Genomic DNA, 17,689 nt, shown 5'->3' on the forward strand with positions numbered 1-17,689 from the left:
GTCCGATAGACCGCTAGCGCGGCTAGGCGCTTTTTAGGTAGCAAGGTAGAACATGCAAAGTGCCGTCTTGATCGTCGAGCGTGGACCTGAAGCTGGCAAACGAATTGCTCTGGCTCAGTTCCCCGTCACCATCGGACGGGACTCCACGAATACAATCGTCATCGACGACAGTGAAGTATCCCGGTTTCACCTGCGGATCAAACGTCGCGGTCGGCTTTATATCTGTGAAGATCTCGAGTCACGAAACGGTACTTACATCAACGGTGACCGGGTGCTAAACTCCATCCTCCAGAACAACGATAAGCTTCTCGCTGGTTCTACGGAGTTCCAATTTGTAACTTCGGAACCACACATTCAATTGACCAGCGCTATCGTCGCGTTTGACATGATTGTAGCGGAAGACCTTGGAATAAAGGGGCCAATTGAAATTGGCAAGGCTGAGTCCAATAAAAAGTTCATGCCTCAACGGCTGAATCAACTCGCCGTCATTAACCAATCAACTTCCGACGCTATAGCTATAAAAGAAATTTATGATTTGTACAGCAACATATTGGTGATCAATCACTTTGAGGAAGCCAGTAAAGCATTACTTAAATCTATCTCTAAGATCATGCCATCGGCCACAAAAATGGCGCTGTTTATGTGGAGCCCAGCAAGCCGCCAACTCATACCGATTGCAGCTAAACAGTCCAAGCGTAAAAAGGAGTCTTTTTTACTCAGCCAAAGAGCTTTCGATGATGTTATCGCCAGAAAACAGGGCATCATCGTTCCTCTTGACGCGGCAACTGATCGGCAGACGTCGGTGTGCCAGCAAATTGTTTTACCAATGGTTCACCATGACGATCCTATATGTCTCATTCACATAGAAGCGGCCAGTAGAAGTGACAATCACGTCTTAATGAGGGAAATAGAACTCGCACAGGCACTAATTAGTCGTTGTGCGCCTTCATTTGAAAATCTCCTACTACGAAGAGAATTGGACGCGTGGATGGTAGGGATGATTGAGACAATGGTCGCCTCCATTGAGGCCAAAGACACCTATACTCACGGGCACTCTGAGCGCGTAAGCCGCTACTCGATGGCGATTGCCGATGAGTTAAAGCTGAATCGCGAAATCAAACGGCTGCTTCTAATAAGCGCCCTATGCCATGATATTGGCAAAATTGGCATTCCTGACGCGATTCTCAAGAAGGCTTCCATGTTAAGCGCAGAAGAATATGAGGAGATGAAACTTCATCCAGAAATCGGTTCGGACATCGTAAGCCACATGCCAAACGCCCAGCGCTTCATATCTGGCGTGAGGCATCATCATGAAAAATGGGACGGTACCGGATACCCCGATGGGCTCATCGGAGAGGATATTCCTTTTTTTGGAAGAATTGTCGGAATTGCAGATGCTTTTGATGCGATGGTTTCGGGGCGGGCATATTCTGGTTTCATGGATCAATCAGATGCAATAGCCCGAATTCAGGAGGAAAAAGACCTCTTTGATCCTGAAATCCTAAAGGCCATGATCAGAGCCCACGATAGCGGTATCTTGACCCTTAAAACGAGCACCGCGAGCAATGCCATCAGTGATCCCTCCGGTAAGAAAATAAAAAACAACACCCCAAGTCACTCCGAGAGGCTCACCACTCCCCCTAAAAGCAAACGTAGGTAGTCTTCACCCGTTCAAATGGTGACTTTTTGGGTATTCTGCCTGAATAAGTTACAATATAGAAAACTAATAGGAGCTATCGCATGTGGACTGAGGTCGCTCGCAGCTTCCAGCTCGGAAACGGCTACATCCTCTCAATGCTAATCATTGGCTTCATCGCTCTCGTCATCTTCTTTGAGCGCGTGATCATGATTCAAGGCGTTTACAACATCAATTTTGGCAAGTTCCTGAATAACCTGCGCAAGATGGTTCTCGCTGAAGACTTAAATCGAGCAATTAGTCTGTGTCGCAACACTTCCTCTACTTCACTACCCAAAATAGCATGTAAGGCGTTAGAGGCGGCTGATAGCGATCCTACGCGAGTCAGAGGGGCAATTGAGGAAGAGGCCCTCGACTTTCTTCCAGCAATTGAACGTAGGATAGGAGCTTTACCAGCCTTAACGCTGATAATCATGCTTATCGGCATACTTGGAACCATCGACTCACTTTGGACAGCATTTCAGTCAGTCGACGTGCTCGATACAGCCAAAAAACAAGCGACAATAGCTCAAGGCATAGCTAGCTCGTTATCACCGACGGCCCTAGGCTTACTGTTCGGGATGCTGATGCTCGCTGGGTATTACTTTCTGAAGGGGATCGCTCTTAACTTGACCGAGGAGATGCACCATGGCGTGACGGTACTTTTCAATCTGTTGGCACCACGTGATACGGTTTCCTATATCCCAATCCCGGATTCCGGTGATGCCAGTGGAGGCATTCATAGTCCCAGTTCGATTCAAGCACCAATTGAACAAAAATCAAATACCACGCAAGTAGCAGCGCCAGCCAACAAAAATGAAGAGAACTTCGATGACGCTTCTATCGAAGACATCAAGGATGAAGAGGAGATCATCTGACGAACAGTGGCTCTTTAGAGCGCTGGGCATCAGTTTCTTCGCTTTGTTCGTAATAATAACTGCCAGCCTGCGAGTAGTCACACTATCCGCACGGTACGGCATCATACCTTTAGAGATCCCTGTAGTTCAGAGCTATGTTCCCGACCCAAGGTTTCATAAGTTTGATGCATTCAACCGCGATAATATTACCAATAACACCGCCGCTCTCATTCTTACTTCTGAAGCATTTTATTTCGGCGATCTTTCATCTTTTTCAGTGGATTTCACTAGTTCTCAAAACAAATATTCCCTCCCCCATAAAGATGGGTTGCCGCAAATTCAGAAACTAGTGAAGGAGATGAGTTTATGGGTTTCAAGGCGATCTAAAAACTCGAATATTCCTTTGAGTCCAGTTCTCGTAATGATTCCTTCTGGTGATATTCCAATGCCGATTCTTATCGAAGTCGTTGCAGTACTTCGATCCTCATCTTTATTTGGGCGCGTGATTCTAAGTAGTGGAATGAGTTGATGACTTCACAATTGGGCTCCCACAACCACTGGTCAAGCCGTTATGTCGCCCTTTCACAGCGACTAAAGCAACCCCTTTGGTGGTTTCCATATCCGTGTCTGTTAGTCTTTGGACTGCAACTTATTTTGACTGCGCACATTCTATTTTCTACAAACCCGCGGTTAGGGCATCCCGCTGAACCGGTCCGTTACCCTTCTAGTCCGAGTCGAGACTCGTCAGTATGGATGAGTGTTACTACTCGCGAAAAAAACACGGTTGTCACGACAAACGATCGTAAGGTTTTTAAATGGTCCGCATCTTCGCGGTCGATGGATGGACTCAAAGATTTCATCTTTTATTTGCGCCGAAGGATGGTCGAGGAAATTCAAACTGCTGCTTTAGTTCAAAGAGCGTTGCGCTCACAGACAAGGGTAGTGATCGCTGCTGACCAGACTCTGAAGTATAGTCACATTAAGCCCATCATCCATGCTCTAGCACAGGCTGGTATCAGCAACTATGCGTTCGAAACCCTAAATCCCGTGGTAGCGCGCTCCGAGGATCATCAACTCGATGGGGCAGCACAATGAGTCGATCTTCCAGAAATAGGGGTCAAGGCTCAATTAAATCGCGCACTACCAAAACAGGCGCACTTCATATCGAGGTGTTGCAAAACGGGTCGTCTATCACATCTGCTGAAATCGCAATTAAGCGCAGTGGCAAAATTCAAATTACATCTGAGAAGGAAGGACTACTTTCGCTACCGTATTACCCATTACCTGAGGGTAAGCTGGACATCGCGCAATGGCAACGACGCACAGTTGTTCTTGATTTGAACCCTGAATGGCAGGGTTTTTGTACTAGCATGGGCACTGGGGTTGTCATTGAAAAAGGGAGGGTGTTAAAGTCCCCAGTCAGTCTTCACCACGGTGACTTCGCCAGCCTAAGTTACGGTGATTTACGCATCATGCTCCGCATTGGAGCAGCGAGTAAGCCAATCAAAACCCACTCAAACTGGGTTGTCGCGGCGTACCGAGGATCCCTATTAAAACTTTTGATGCCAACCATACTCGAATGGCAAATTTCAGCTATTGCAGCCCTGATGGCGGCGGTTGTTATTGGGAGTGCATCTGTAGGCTTGTTGAATCGCCCAGTGCAAAGACCTCGGCAGCTGACCGAAATTGATGATGAATATGTACTTCATTTTATATCACCAAATAATCTGGTCCATGCACCTGAGGCCCTGCAAAAGAATTTACGACGAAGTTCGATGCTTCGGCAGGTCATGGAATATTACAATAGTTTAACTTCCAGCATGATGGGTTGGCCGATAGAAAACGAGAAGCTTCTACCGCCAACAACCCTGGGTATGAATAAAGCTTTGCAGGAAAGCGGCCAGGCCATAGCGGCCGCCAAAAAGCGGCGTCAACTAGAAATAGATAAGCTTCAGTTGATGAAAAATGGAAGTAGCGTCATCAGCATCCCCTCCGTTATCGGGGAATCGGTCACAACGAGTATGCTCCGCATACAGGACAAGATCGCCGTCGGTCACTTATCTTTTGACGCCAATCTCGCTGCAAAAAGAAAAATGCAGCAGATTTTCCCTCACGACCCTGACTATGCGTGGGAGGAGTATCGCAATGTAAGCTCGGTTGACCCACTCTCTGAGGCTACAGGGAGAATTAAACCATTCGAGATTCTTAGCGAAGAAGAATTAGTATACCGTGACGCGAAGCAGTTCGCTGTGAACGCCAGAAGAAAACAAAAGCCACTAGTGGACGTGATGGAGCCCGGGGAATATATCACGGCAGAAGCTGATCAGCCGGTTAGCATGCCTGATGGCGTCCAATTTGTATCTTTTGCGACTGCTACGGATCCGTATATCGCAGATGAAAAACTCAACCAACTGCAAGCCCCAGAATATGGCCAGCAGGATCAGGTTGTTAAGGCAAAGGTGGTACCGACCAAGGAGCCCCTCGTTGGAGAGATTGAACCCAGTCTCATCGTCGGTCATATTCAAAAAAATCGCTTTGAACTTCAATTATGTTATGAGCTTGCCCTTCGCCGGAACGAACAAGTTGCCGGGACCATGGAATGGCGATGGCGGATCGACTCTCGTGGGGGTATCTCGGATATTGCATTGATCAGTACTAGTATCAAGGACCCACGTATGACAGATTGCATCCGTAAAAAGATCGGCGCCTGGCGCTTTCCACGTCCTCGCAATGGTAGTGTAGAGGTTAGTTACCCATTTGAATTCGCCCCAACTAAGGGATAGCAAGCTTGGATGCTCAGGAAAAGATTTTCGCCCCTACGCAAAACCTTGGCATGGTTCGCATCGTACCTCTAGGCGGGTGTGGTGAGTTTGGCATGAACCTCACCTGCTTTCTGTCTGGAGGCAAGCTATTCGTAGTCGACGCTGGAATCCGATTCCCCGATGCTTTTCGCTTGGGAGTGGATGCGGTCCTTCCGGACGTTGACAAATGGTTTGCAGAGGCCGGTGGTGTATACGCTTACATTTTGACTCACGGCCATGAGGACCATATCGGTGCAATGCCACATATCCTTCAAAAGTGGCCTGCTCCTGTGTATGGGACTGCCTGGACGATAGAGTTACTTCGAAACAAGTTATTCAGGTTAGGTCGAGATCCGGAACAATATAAGCTCAAAGTCGTTGCGCCAGGAGATCATGTTGTCACCGAAGGCTTCGATGCCGAGTATGTGCACATCAATCATTCGATCCCAATGGCGTGTTCGCTAAATTTGCGGTTTCCCGGACTAACCATCTTTCACACTGGAGACTTCAAATTTGAAGAAGACCCGATTATTGAGCGGCCGGCGGACCTAGAGCGCTTAAAGCGTATAGGCGACGAGGGTGTTGATCTTTTGCTTGCAGACAGCACAAATGCGGAAAAAGACGGCTTTTGCCCCGCAGAAAACAGCATCTACGAGCCGCTTTTAAAAGTCATCAATCAGTGCGAGCGGGCTGCCGTAGTTACCACATTTTCAAGCAACCTTTGGCGCATCAAAACCATCGTCGATGTCTGCCGCGCCGCCGGACGTCGCCTTTACATAACCGGTGGTGGTCTTGAAAATACCCTGAATGTTGCCAAAGCGGTGGGGATTTACGAAGTACCGCCGGAGCTAAGGATCGCCGACGAACTCCTCGCGAGCGTCCCTCGTGATCGATTGATGGTGCTAGCGACGGGATGCCAGGGCGAAAGGCGCTCTAGCCTCGCTCGCATAGCTGCCGGAGAGCATCGATTTTTTCGCCTGAATCCGGGAGATACCGTTATTTGGTCATCTCGATTAATCCCCGGAAATGAAAAGGCGGTGATAAGTCTGTCGAATAATGTTCAAAGATTAGGAGCTAAGGTGATTACCGCCCGGGAGGCACCGGGGATTCATGTAAGCGGCCATGCTTACGGCGGTGATATCGGGAGATTATTGCAACTTATCAGGCCGAAGAATTTTCTGCCGATTCACGGCGCATTCAGCCAATTGAATGCAAATTATCAGAGACCTCTCTTAACGCCAAACTCCGTTGCCCAGGCTCAAATTGTGGAGTCTGGGGATGTGATAGACGTAGATAAAGAGGGCACCACCATAATAGGCCGACTCGAAATTGAGTTAAAGTTTCTTGAAAGCGACGGCAGTGGTCTGATGTCCTATGGAGAGCTTCGGGAACGCCTACGTATTGGCGAGCTTGGTATGGCGCGCGTAGACGGCGTTTACAATATACCCAACGAGACTTGGGTGGTCGAGCCAACGATAGAGCTGATTGGAATCGGCTTCCCTGAAAATTTGCGAAAGTCGGATTGGCTCTGCGCAAAAGCGAGTAAAATAAAGCAACTCGTGCCTCAGCTGCTTTTGCAGAAAAATCTCACCGCCGCCCAGGCTTCCGAAGAAATTCGCCAGTTTATTCGGAGAGAATTACAACGTATTTTGAGAAAAAAACCGGTGGTTTCGGTAAAAATCCATTGCATTGATTTTTCCATAAATCTCTTGGACTAGGTTAAATCTCAGTGTTAGAACCACGCCGTTTGTGTTTCTTCAACTCAGAACTGCATTGGAAGAACCTCAGTGGAACTAGTTGTCATTGCTGCAGCTAAATTTGAGCTCGATCCCTTGGTAAGTGGATTACAGGAAAAGGGAATAAACCCTTTAACCAAGCTGGTTGGCATTGGCGCACTCAACGCCGCTAAAAGATCTCGGTTGGTTGCCGATGCCTGTCGCGGTAGGCATGTTGTTTTTGTCGGAACTTGCGGAACCTTTGGTAGCTTCTCGAAAATGCACTTAATACGTGCGAGCGAGGTTTTATGGCTGCCAACGTGTGAGCGTATGCAGCTTTCTTATACGGTTAAGGACACAGCCCCACCAATCGTCTTACCACCACCTCCACAATACTGTGCGTCACTACCTGAGCGGCGCGTCGTCTGTTCTCCTGGCATCAGCCTGGTGAGCAAGCTACCCGATAGCCTAAGTCCGGATCATTGTGTCGAGAATTTGGAACTTTATTCTTGCATAAATGAGGTCATAAACCAGGCGGTCAGTCTATCTGTGGTATTGGCCGTCACTAATGCCGTAGGACCCGATTCTCACACCCAGTGGCGCCAACATTTTGCAGGCGCTGCTGGAGCAACAGCTGAATATCTGTGTGGCCGTTTGGCCCGCACCCTAAATTAGATCGTAATTGCCATAAATTTCTTCTTGTTTGATTGATAACTGGCCAGCAGGCCTCAAGCCGTGTTAAAATAAAACAAAGTACCATTTATTCGATTCCACTCCCTTAGCAGGCTGCGATTAGCCAATGAAAGGGTCGATTGGCTGCTGATGTTAAAATTACGGTAGTATCATCTGGCGCGACCCACATCGGACTAGTTCGCTCCACCAATCAAGACTCCTTCTTGATAGATGAAGAGATGCGACTTTATATTGTCGCCGATGGAATGGGCGGCCATGCTGGTGGCGAGATTGCTAGTAATCTCTGTGTGACTTCGATTTCGCAATTTCTCCGTCAACAAAATAATCTTTTTAGTAATTCCGGCGAGCGACAACATCCCGATGCCCGCATCAGCAACGCAATGGCAAATGCAATAAATCACGCTTCTACTAAAATATACGAACGAGCGCTCGAAGAGCCGTCACTCCGTGGGATGGGCACGACTGCAACATCTGTCATTGTTGTGGACAAGTTCGCCTACGTAGCTCATGTCGGCGATAGCCGTTGCTATCTGCTACGAAGGGGTTTCATTTATCAGGTTACCAATGACCACTCTTTAGTGAGCGAGCAAGTGAGGGCTGGCATACTCACAAAAGAGGAGGCCGATCTACATCATCTGCGAAATGTGATCACTCGTAGTGTCGGATATCAAGAGGAAGAAGACGTCGACACGACCAGCCTTGCGCTTGAGGACGGGGATGTGCTTCTATTATGCAGCGATGGCCTGCATGGTAAGGTTTCAGACAAGGAACTTTCTGGAATTTTATCAAATCACGAAAGCAATGCCCCTGCTGTACTCATTGCTAGTGCCAATGAGCGTGGGGGCGAAGATAACATCACAGCTGTCATTTTAAAGATTTCCTTCACCCTCGCCACACCAGCCTGAATTCCCAAGTCTACCGCATAAAAAGCCGAAGAATGTCATTGCCGCCTTGCGGAGGTCTCGCCTGACCATGAAGCGAATTACGATCATGATTATACCTGATGGATGTCGCGCTACTAGACAGGTGCGGATCCCGGAGTCGCTAATTAAGACCGCTTTCGCTTTAAGCTTTATTGCATTAGCGGCGGCTGGATTTATCTTCTTTGACTATCTCGAGCTGCGTTACTTTCGTCACAACTTCAAGACTTTGGCAGCTGAAAACGAGGATCTGAAAGGTGAAGCTAGACTACTCATGCAAAACCTTGAAGATGTAAAGGGTGCCTTACGACGCGTACAGGATTATACCGGAAAACTTGCCGAGCTAACCGCTCTGAAGGTTCAGAAATTCGCGAAAAAAACCGGGATCGGACCATTGACCGTCGAAGAATTTAACGTCGCTCAGCAAGCCAATGCTGCCATAGAGGTAAAAAAAGATTCAAATGCTTACGTGCCCGTCGGCCTCAATATAGACAAGCTTGTCTTCCGTCCAATTTTTGACCGCTTAGCATCTATCGGCCATGCCGCTAATAATCACGCCCTAGAATTGCAGCATTTACTGTCAACGCTTAGCCAGCAAAAAAATCTATTGTCTTCGATACCCTCCGTCGCCCCAGTTGATGGCTGGGTGACTAGCGGATTTGGCACTCGTGTGTCCCCATTTACGGGGGAGCGCACGGCCCATGCCGGCGTCGATATAGCGGCACCGGTTGGTACCCCAATTTTGGCTCCAGCTGACGGGGTGGTCATCTTTACTGGGGCCAAAGCCGGGTTCGGAAACTTTGTAATGATTGCGCACGGTTATGGAGTTGTGACGCGGTATGGTCACAATCATCAAAATCTAGTTCAGCCAGGACAAAAGGTTAGTCGTGGCGAGCAGATTGCAACTGTCGGGGAAACAGGTAGGGCGACAGGTCCCCACCTTCATTATGAAGTGGTCATCAACGGCCGCTTGGAAAACCCCCAGAAGTTCATCCTAGATATGGCTGACGTCTACCGCATCTATTGACTGCCACCCTCAGTTGTTATTTCCCAAGGTCTCAGCCAGAGGGTATATTGCACCAGATGCAACAACCCGACTGATTAAGAATTGGGCAGCCTGATGCAGATCCTCAAAAAGATTTTCGGCAGCAAAAATGATCGCGAGCTAAAACGATTGGTGGGGCTCGTCTCCCATATCAATAGTCTTGAGGCCTCCATGAAGAGCCTCTCGGATGCTCAGCTCCAGGGAAAAACAGCGGAGTTTAAGCAAAGACTCGCTAACGGCGAAACGCTAGACTCACTGCTTCCTGAAGCATTCGCAACAATGAGAGAGGCGGGATGGCGGGTCGACCGTAAGCGACATTTTGACGTCCAGTTAATCGGCGGCATGGTGTTGCATGAGGGGAAAATCGCCGAAATGAGAACCGGTGAAGGCAAAACCCTCACCGCGACTGCTCCGGTATACCTCAATGCCCTTGCCGGCAAGGGCGTTCACGTCATTACGGTGAACGATTACTTGGCACGTCGCGATGCAGAGTGGATGGGGCGAATTTACGGATTTCTCGGACTATCCACTGGAATCATTGTCCACGGACTAAGCGACTCCCAGCGACGAGAATCGTACAAGTGCGACATCACTTACGGCACAAACAACGAGTTCGGTTTCGATTACTTACGCGACAACATGAAGACGGATCCCTCACGATTAGTGCAACGAGATCACTTTTTCGCCATTGTCGATGAAGTTGACTCCATATTGATCGACGAAGCAAGAACCCCCCTAATTATTTCGGGCCCGTCAGAAACAAACCTGGGGCTATACCAAACTGTCAACAGTTCTATCCCTGGCCTACAGAAAGACAGTGATTACATCTTTGATGAAAAATCGAGAACTGTGGCACTGACTGAGGACGGAATCAGTAAGCTAGAAAAACGACTTCGCCTTGAGAACCTGTACGACCCAAGTAATATCGAGCACTTGCACCACGTCCAACAAGCCCTGAAAGCACACGTGGTTTTCAAGAAAGATGTGGACTATGTGGTGCGTGACGGCAAAGTTGTGATCGTGGACGAGCATACCGGGCGCCTGATGCCGGGTAGACGGTACAGTGATGGTTTGCACGGGGCCTTGGAGGCAAAAGAGCATGTTGAGGTACAAAACGAGACGCAAACGCTTGCAACCATCACATTCCAAAACTTCTTCCGACTTTACGGAAAATTAGCCGGAATGACAGGAACGGCGGACACAGAGTCCGTCGAGTTCAAGAAGATCTATAATCTAGACGTTGTGGTGATTCCGACGAACAGGGACATGATTCGTAAGGATCATGAGGACGTTGTCTTTCGCACTGCCCGCGAGAAATTCAATGTAATCGCCGATGAAATTGCTGAGGCCCAAAAGAAAGGGCAACCCGTACTCGTTGGTACAGTTTCGGTCGAGAAGTCTGAGTTACTATCGAGCTTGCTGAGGAAGCGCGGGATACCGCACGAAATACTCAATGCAAAAAATCATGCCAGGGAGGCTGAAATCATCGCCTCTGCCGGCCAACGTGGCCAGGTAACGATTTCCACCAATATGGCAGGTCGCGGCACGGACATCACGCTCGGTGACGGCGTCAAGGATATTGGCGGTCTCTACGTTGTTGGTACGGAAAGGCACGAGTCTAGGCGGATCGACAACCAGTTGCGTGGTCGATCCGGTCGGCAGGGAGATCCGGGCCAGTCCAAGTTCTTCCTATCACTGGAAGATGACCTGATGCGAATTTTTGCGTCAGATAAGTTATCGGCTCTGATGGGTCGCCTAGGTATGCAAGAGGGAGAGGCGATCATCTCACCGATGGTCACTCGCGCTATTGCCCGTGCTCAGAAGAGAGTTGAAGAACAGAACTTCTCAAGCCGTAAGCACCTTCTGGAATACGATGACGTCATGAATCAACAGCGTCAGGTCATCTACAGTTTGCGGCGTCAGGCCTTACACGCTGAGAAAAGGCTTGAGTTCCTGGACCATGCGCTGACTGACATCGCTACAGGTGCACTCAGCGAAGTGACGCCGGAACGCACAGGCGCTGGTCAGTGGGACTTTGAGCAAGTTCAGAAACTGGTAAGATCTCTGCTACATACCGATGTTAGGCTTGAAAAACTCTCCCCTACGGATACACCGCTAGACCTCGTAGTCGAGGAGGTCACGCAACAGGTGATGGCTGCATATAAAGTTAAAACAGATAAAATTGGACCCGAGAACACTCAGCGTTTGGAGAGTTGGGTGTATCTGCAAGTTATCGATAAGGCATGGAAAAATCACCTGCTTGGAATGGACTCCCTGAAGGACAGTGTCAGCCTCAGAGGTTACGGACAGAGGGATCCATTGCAAGAGTACAAAAAGGAAGGCTTCCGTCTTTTCTCGGAAATGATGGGCCGTATCGAGGAAGAGTCGGCCACAGCTCTAGCGTCAGTAGAAATTCCAGATCAGCCTCCCGAGGATTTAGCTAAAGAGTTGGAGCCCGAGCCTGAAATTGATGACTCGCTACTCGAAATGCAACATCCAGATCCCCATGCTGCAACCGAAGGCAACGGTTCAGGAAACGGCAAGCCGCAACAGGAATCCCCTCATGCTGGTTCGAGTGGTGATCTGATATATCACGGGTCACGGTCTACAGTAGCACATGGCGGGCCTTCAAACCGTCCACAGCCCCAGGCACAGACATTTAAACGAGATATGGACAAAGTGGGTAGAAACGATCCATGTCCATGTGGTTCAGGTAAGAAGTTTAAAAAGTGTCATGGTTCCGTACCCGGAGACGATGCACACGCCTAGATGGTATGGCACCAATTCGTGTTAGACTGTAAGCATGAGTCGCATACTGGATTTCACCTATTCTCCGGAAGAGGCTGTGGTCTCTAGGGTTCTGATCCTAGTCCATAGGGCCGTGGATGACTATTTGCCCTACGCACAGGAGGCCAGTCGTCAATTCACGAAAACTGTATTTTCATCAGAAAGCGACGCAACAGGCATCGTGAGAGTCTTAGGACTCGACGAGATACCACCTCCACCGGCTCCTGTGGCAGTACTATTGCCACCTCCGCCACCACCACCACGTCAGGCTAGGTCATCAGATTCGGAGGCCAGCACTGCCCGAGAGATTCCTACCCCAGGACCAGGCGTCCAGACAAAAGCGCCAATCAGCGGAGCTGCTAAAAGCAGCAGCAAACCTAGGCCTGTGTCAAAATCTAAACCTAAATCCACAACTACGGCAATGTACGACGGTGGCCAACTAGACTCGGTCATCGTCCGCCCCGATTGGATATCACGAACCACCGCCGTAATTTTAATTATCGGAATTATGGCCTTAATTTACGTGCTAATGATCTAACTTAGGCCGAGCAATTCCTATGACTCGATTGTCTGGCCATCTGCAGCCGCATGTTGCAGTTCGAATACTGCCGGCAACACTTCCGAAGCTGAGTCAATAATCTTTAAAACATCGTTTTTGGAGAAAGCTGCTCGCTCAGCGGTGCCCTGGATTTCGAGAATCTTCCCACTTTGCGTCATAACTACATTCATATCCAAGTCGGCTGTGCTGTCCTCAGAGTAGTCAAGATCAACTAGGACCTCACCCTCCCTCACCCCAACAGAGACCGCCGCAACAGCATCATTCAGTGGGTTGTGTTTAAGTCGACCGCTTCTCAGCAATTTGGAAACAGCCATCTTAAGTGCGACGTACCCACCTGTAATAGAGGCGGTTCGTGTCCCACCATCAGCCTGAATGACGTCGCAATCAATAGTAAAAGTAAGATCAGGGCACTTAGTGAGGTCGATGATCCCGCGGAGTGAACGACCGATGAGCCTCTGTATTTCCTGTGTCCTTCCAGATATGGAACCACCCCGTTCACGTCTGATCCGTTGCCCCGAGGAGCCCGGTAACATCGAATACTCAGCAGTTAACCAACCCTGGGCAGGTTGTGCGTTTCGCAAAAAAGATGGCACTCCGTCATCAGCTGAGACCGTGCAGATGACCTTCGTGTCACCAAACTCCACCAAAACACTGCCTGTGGCATGTTTAGTGAAATGGGGAACAAACCTCATGGGTCGCATTTGGCTTGATGAGCGGCCGTCTGATCGCAACATAAATTAACTCCAAGCTCTACTGGCAAAGGGCACCGTACCCAGTGGGGTACCAATTTGGCGGCCAACCTACCCAATATATGGTTTGAGTGGAAGATCAAATCTGCTTTAGTGGTCGATGTCAAATCCCCGACCTTAATCCGGGCCCACAAGCATCAGTGGGCTGGGTACTAATACTTGCATGGACTGACTCTGGATATTTTCCGTTGAAGCATGCAGTACAGAATCGACCTGGATCAGAATCACCTAAAACAGACCGCAAGCCCTCAATGCTCAGGTACGCCAAACTATCGCAGCCAATATAGGCCCTTATGGCATCGACATTTTTTTGCGCTGCCAGGAGTTTGGCTCGCTCTGGGGTATCGACTCCATAGAAGCACGAGTAGGTAATTGGCGGTGAGCCAATGCGCATATGGATGCGCTTCGCGCCAGCCTGCCTAATCATCCGAATTATTTTGGCGGAAGTTGTGCCCCGGACAATCGAGTCATCCACAACGACCACGCTCTTACCCTTTAGGACACTCAACACTGGATTCAGCTTAAGTCGAACGCCAAAATCTCTGATTTCTTGAGCTGGCTGAATAAAAGTGCGCCCCACATAGTGGTTACGAACCAAGCCAAGCTCGAAAGGAAGGCTGGCCCCCTCTGAAAAGCCGACGGCCATCGGTACTCCGGAGTCTGGAACTGCGATCACAATATCAGCATCTGGCGCGGGCGCCTCCTCTGCTAGCATGCGCCCCATCTTGCGTCTCAGGCTGTAAATTTCGTCCCCAAAGATTTGACTATCCGGACGGGCAAAATAAATTGGCTCAAACGAACAAAAAGCCGTTTGACGTTTAGGCAATGGGAAGTGCGAGGTCAAGCCTTCAGCAGTGATCTCAACGACCTCGCCAGGCTGTATTTCGCGTATCAACGTTGCATCCATCAAATCTAGGGCACAGGTTTCGCTTGCTACGATGTAACTATTTTGTCTTTGGCCCAAAACTAGGGGTCGAAATCCATACGGGTCACGAACCGCGTAAAGCCGTGACTCAGCCTGGATGACCATCGAGTAGGCCCCGCTGACCTTTGCCATCACTGTAAAGATACGCTCGAGGATGGTGGGGGCCTCAGCTCGCGCGAGAAGATGGACAAAGATCTCAGAATCAGACGTGCTTTGAAACACGCTACCCGAACGCTCTAGCTCCGTCCGAATTGCGGCCGCATTCGTCAGATTACCGTTATGGGCGATAGCGAGAGCACCGAGCGATGTGCGGAAATAAAAAGGCTGCACGTTTTGGATTATGTGACCACCCTGGGTGGAATAGCGCACATGCCCAACGGCACAGTCACCTTTTAGCTGAGAGAGAATTGCTGGATTGAAACTCTCGGCAACCAGACCGAATGATTTATGGGCATTGAACTTGGCCTGCTCAGTCTGGCCATCCCGTTCAAGAGATACGATACCGCACCCCTCCTGGCCTCTGTGCTGCTGAGCAAAAAGTCCAAGGTAGACCATACTCGCAGCGTCGGGATGACCCAGTACCCCAACGACCCCACATTCTTCGCGTATCGACTTCATGAATGCCTCAGCGATGTGCTGATTAACTGAGCTACGCAACTAGACCAAGCTTGATGTAAAGGCATGCTGGCAAAGTTGCAGCGGTGTCGTCCATGGTCCCCAGCTGACCACCGATGACACCTCGACTTGGCCTGCCTGAACGACGGCGTTGTATCGCAAACTTGCCGCTAATTGCAAGGCCTTAGACTCTGCGCCTGGTTTGATTGCCAATAGGTAGCTACCACCGAGTTCCCCCAAATAGCGCTCAATCTCCGAAAAACCAGCTAATTCCTTTGCCTGAAGCCTAAGGGTCAGTCCAAGGTCAGTCTTGGCAATCATTTTGACGGCGGTAGTAACAATACCTCCGTCTCCGACATCGCGGCAGGCCGCAACGAGATCGTTATTAATTACCTCACGGAGGAAGTTCATAGATTCTTTTTCCGCCAGCCAGTCTATAGCCGGCGCGACGCCTTGGCGTCCGTTCTGATCCAATAGTTTTGCCGCTAGAGACCCACCAAACTCTGGCTTTACCGATTTTGGATAAAGCAGAAAGAGTTGGGTTGGTTGTTTTACAGTCGCAGCTGGACTTAATCTGACATCACTGATCTTGCCGACCATCCCAATCATGGGAGTAGGCGCAATACTCTCGCCATCGGTTTCGTTGTATAGACTCACATTTCCGCTCACTACTGGAACCGCTAGTTCGCGACACGCCTCACTAATGCCGTCGACACCTGCCGAAAAATCAGCCATGACCGCAGGATCTTCGGGATTGCCGTAGTTTAGGCAGTCGGTAATCGCGAGTGGCTTACCGCCCGCAGCAGCTACAGAACGAGCAGCCTTAAGCACCGCGTGTGCGCCACCATGGTAAGCGTCGAGTCGGTTGTACCGTTCATTACATGCCGCAACTGCAATCATACCTAGGAACGGCTCGCTAGGATCTGCCCATTCGGACCGGACCCAGAGGGCGGCAGCGCCCTGTTCTTCGGGTCCAAGAACGGTCTGGGTTCCGATATGATGGTCATACTGACGATATACCTTCTCTTTGTCGCCCGTATCACGCAGAGTGGCGAGCAAAAGGGCTTCCGGTCCGCGCTGAAGCACCAGGTCACTAACCATCTTATTGTAGGAGCTTCCGTCTACCTCAGGCTTGGCCCGTGGCTTCATCGGCCGCTCATACTTTGGGGCCGCATCGGTCATCGGTGCAACGGGAACATCAACTTCGAGTTGACCCTGGTGTTGGATTTGAACACGCCCGGTATCGGTCACAACTCCGATGACCGTGCAGGCAAGTTGCCACTTGTCTAGCACGGCTTTCAGCTCGTCCCACCTATGAGGCTCGATAACCATCAACATGCGTTCTTGAGATTCTGACAGCAGCAATTCATATGCCGACATGGCAGCTGTTCTGACCGGTACATGATCTAAGTCCATGAAGAGGCCGTTGCCAGCTCTTCCTGCCATTTCAAACGCAGACGATGTAAGTCCCGCAGCGCCCATATCCTGCAGGCCAACCACCAAGCCTTTTTCGAGTACTTCCAAAGTTGCCTCAAGGAGTAACTTTTCAGTAAACGGGTCGCCTACCTGCACCGTGCTGCGTTCATTAGCATCCTTAGTTGCAAACGAACCCGAGGCCATCGATGCCCCATGGATACCGTCACGACCAGTCGCTGAACCCAAATAGATAACTAGGTTACCCCGCCCACTGGCATAACCCTTAAAAATGCGATCCTCGTGGATGACTCCGACGGTCATTGCGTTCACTAGACAATTACCGTTGTAGGACGCATCAAAAGATATGTTGCCTGCTACTGTCGGCACACCAACACAGTTACCATAGTCGCCGATACCTTTGACCACATTTTCGACCAGGTGCGGAGTTCTTTTATGAGTTCGAAGACCAAATCTTAATGCATTAAGATTTGCAATCGGTCTAGCCCCCATACAGAAAACGTCCCGCAAAATTCCACCGACACCCGTTGCTGCGCCCTGATACGGTTCGATATAGCTAGGGTGATTGTGACTCTCCATCTTGAAGGCCAGGCAGAGCTTGCCAGAGAGACGCACGACGCCAGCATTTTCTCCAGGACCCACAACCACATCAGGTCCCTCGGTCGGAAACCTCTTAAGATGTACACGAGACGACTTGTAGCTGCAGTGCTCGCTCCACATGGCTGAGAAAATACCAAGCTCGGCAAGGGTTGGGCGCCGTCCCAAAATATCCAAAATCTTGGCATACTCGTCTGAGCTTATTTTGTGCTTTCGTAGTAGTGCGGTGAATGAGGCGCCGTCCTTGTCGTCTATCAAATCGGGACGTGGGAGCTTTGATAATTCTGGAGCGGAAAAAGAGGAGTTCATCGGGCCCT

General features: G+C 49.8%; 14 protein-coding genes. 11 read left to right on the forward strand and 3 right to left on the reverse strand.

The features are described 5' to 3' along the window. Positions 1-52: 52 nt before the first annotated feature. From FJ146_03320 to FJ146_03370, 11 genes are all read left to right on the forward strand, one after another. Complete coding sequence (locus FJ146_03320) at positions 53-1,660, forward strand: HD domain-containing protein (protein MBM4250976.1); 1,608 nt, start codon at positions 53-55, stop codon at positions 1,658-1,660. A gap of 80 nt (positions 1,661-1,740) precedes the next feature. Further along, positions 1,741-2,553, forward strand: a complete 813-nt coding sequence (locus FJ146_03325; protein ID MBM4250977.1) for a MotA/TolQ/ExbB proton channel family protein — start codon at positions 1,741-1,743, stop codon at positions 2,551-2,553. Continuing rightward, entirely contained in the window at positions 2,534-3,061 is a 528-nt protein-coding gene (locus FJ146_03330; GenBank protein ID MBM4250978.1) for a hypothetical protein, read from the forward strand. The genes FJ146_03325 and FJ146_03330 overlap by 20 nt, the downstream gene beginning before the upstream one ends. Positions 3,062-3,285: 224 nt before the next feature. Then, the gene (locus FJ146_03335) at positions 3,286-3,627 is read left to right on the forward strand and encodes a hypothetical protein (protein MBM4250979.1); all 342 of its coding nucleotides are present in this window, start codon (positions 3,286-3,288) and stop codon (positions 3,625-3,627) included. Then, entirely contained in the window at positions 3,624-5,315 is a 1,692-nt protein-coding gene (locus FJ146_03340) for an AgmX/PglI C-terminal domain-containing protein (protein MBM4250980.1), read from the forward strand. The genes FJ146_03335 and FJ146_03340 overlap by 4 nt, the downstream gene beginning before the upstream one ends. A gap of 5 nt (positions 5,316-5,320) precedes the next feature. After that, positions 5,321-7,051 (forward strand): ribonuclease J, encoded by a 1,731-nt coding sequence (locus FJ146_03345; protein ID MBM4250981.1) that lies wholly within the window; start codon positions 5,321-5,323, stop codon positions 7,049-7,051. 69 nt (positions 7,052-7,120) lie between these two features. Beyond that, on the forward strand, positions 7,121-7,723 hold the full coding sequence (locus FJ146_03350; GenBank protein MBM4250982.1) for a hypothetical protein: 603 nt from the start codon (positions 7,121-7,123) through the stop codon (positions 7,721-7,723). Between the two features lie 155 nt (positions 7,724-7,878). Continuing rightward, positions 7,879-8,646, forward strand: a complete 768-nt coding sequence (locus FJ146_03355) for a Stp1/IreP family PP2C-type Ser/Thr phosphatase (protein MBM4250983.1) — start codon at positions 7,879-7,881, stop codon at positions 8,644-8,646. A 289-nt stretch (positions 8,647-8,935) separates the two neighbouring features. Continuing rightward, positions 8,936-9,688 (forward strand): M23 family metallopeptidase, encoded by a 753-nt coding sequence (locus FJ146_03360; GenBank protein MBM4250984.1) that lies wholly within the window; start codon positions 8,936-8,938, stop codon positions 9,686-9,688. A gap of 93 nt (positions 9,689-9,781) precedes the next feature. Further along, positions 9,782-12,475, forward strand: a complete 2,694-nt coding sequence (gene secA / locus FJ146_03365; protein ID MBM4250985.1) for a preprotein translocase subunit SecA — start codon at positions 9,782-9,784, stop codon at positions 12,473-12,475. Between the two features lie 34 nt (positions 12,476-12,509). After that, positions 12,510-13,031 (forward strand): hypothetical protein, encoded by a 522-nt coding sequence (locus FJ146_03370; GenBank protein ID MBM4250986.1) that lies wholly within the window; start codon positions 12,510-12,512, stop codon positions 13,029-13,031. A 17-nt stretch (positions 13,032-13,048) separates the two neighbouring features. Here FJ146_03370 and FJ146_03375 read toward each other — a convergent pair whose 3' ends face one another. The 3 genes from FJ146_03375 to purL all read right to left on the reverse strand — a co-directional run bounded on the left by FJ146_03375 (position 13,049) and on the right by purL (position 17,681). Further along, positions 13,049-13,783, reverse strand: a complete 735-nt coding sequence (locus FJ146_03375; GenBank protein MBM4250987.1) for a ribonuclease PH — start codon at positions 13,781-13,783, stop codon at positions 13,049-13,051. Between the two features lie 121 nt (positions 13,784-13,904). Further along, the gene (locus tag FJ146_03380) at positions 13,905-15,344 is read right to left on the reverse strand and encodes an amidophosphoribosyltransferase (GenBank protein ID MBM4250988.1); all 1,440 of its coding nucleotides are present in this window, start codon (positions 15,342-15,344) and stop codon (positions 13,905-13,907) included. Between the two features lie 39 nt (positions 15,345-15,383). Then, positions 15,384-17,681: a phosphoribosylformylglycinamidine synthase subunit PurL gene (gene purL, locus FJ146_03385; protein ID MBM4250989.1), complete on the reverse strand. Its 2,298-nt coding sequence runs from the start codon at positions 17,679-17,681 to the stop codon at positions 15,384-15,386. Positions 17,682-17,689 lie beyond the last annotated feature (8 nt).

The organism is Deltaproteobacteria bacterium (genome assembly GCA_016874735.1).
Taxonomy (GTDB): domain Bacteria; phylum Bdellovibrionota_B; class Oligoflexia; order Oligoflexales; family CAIYRB01; genus CAIYRB01.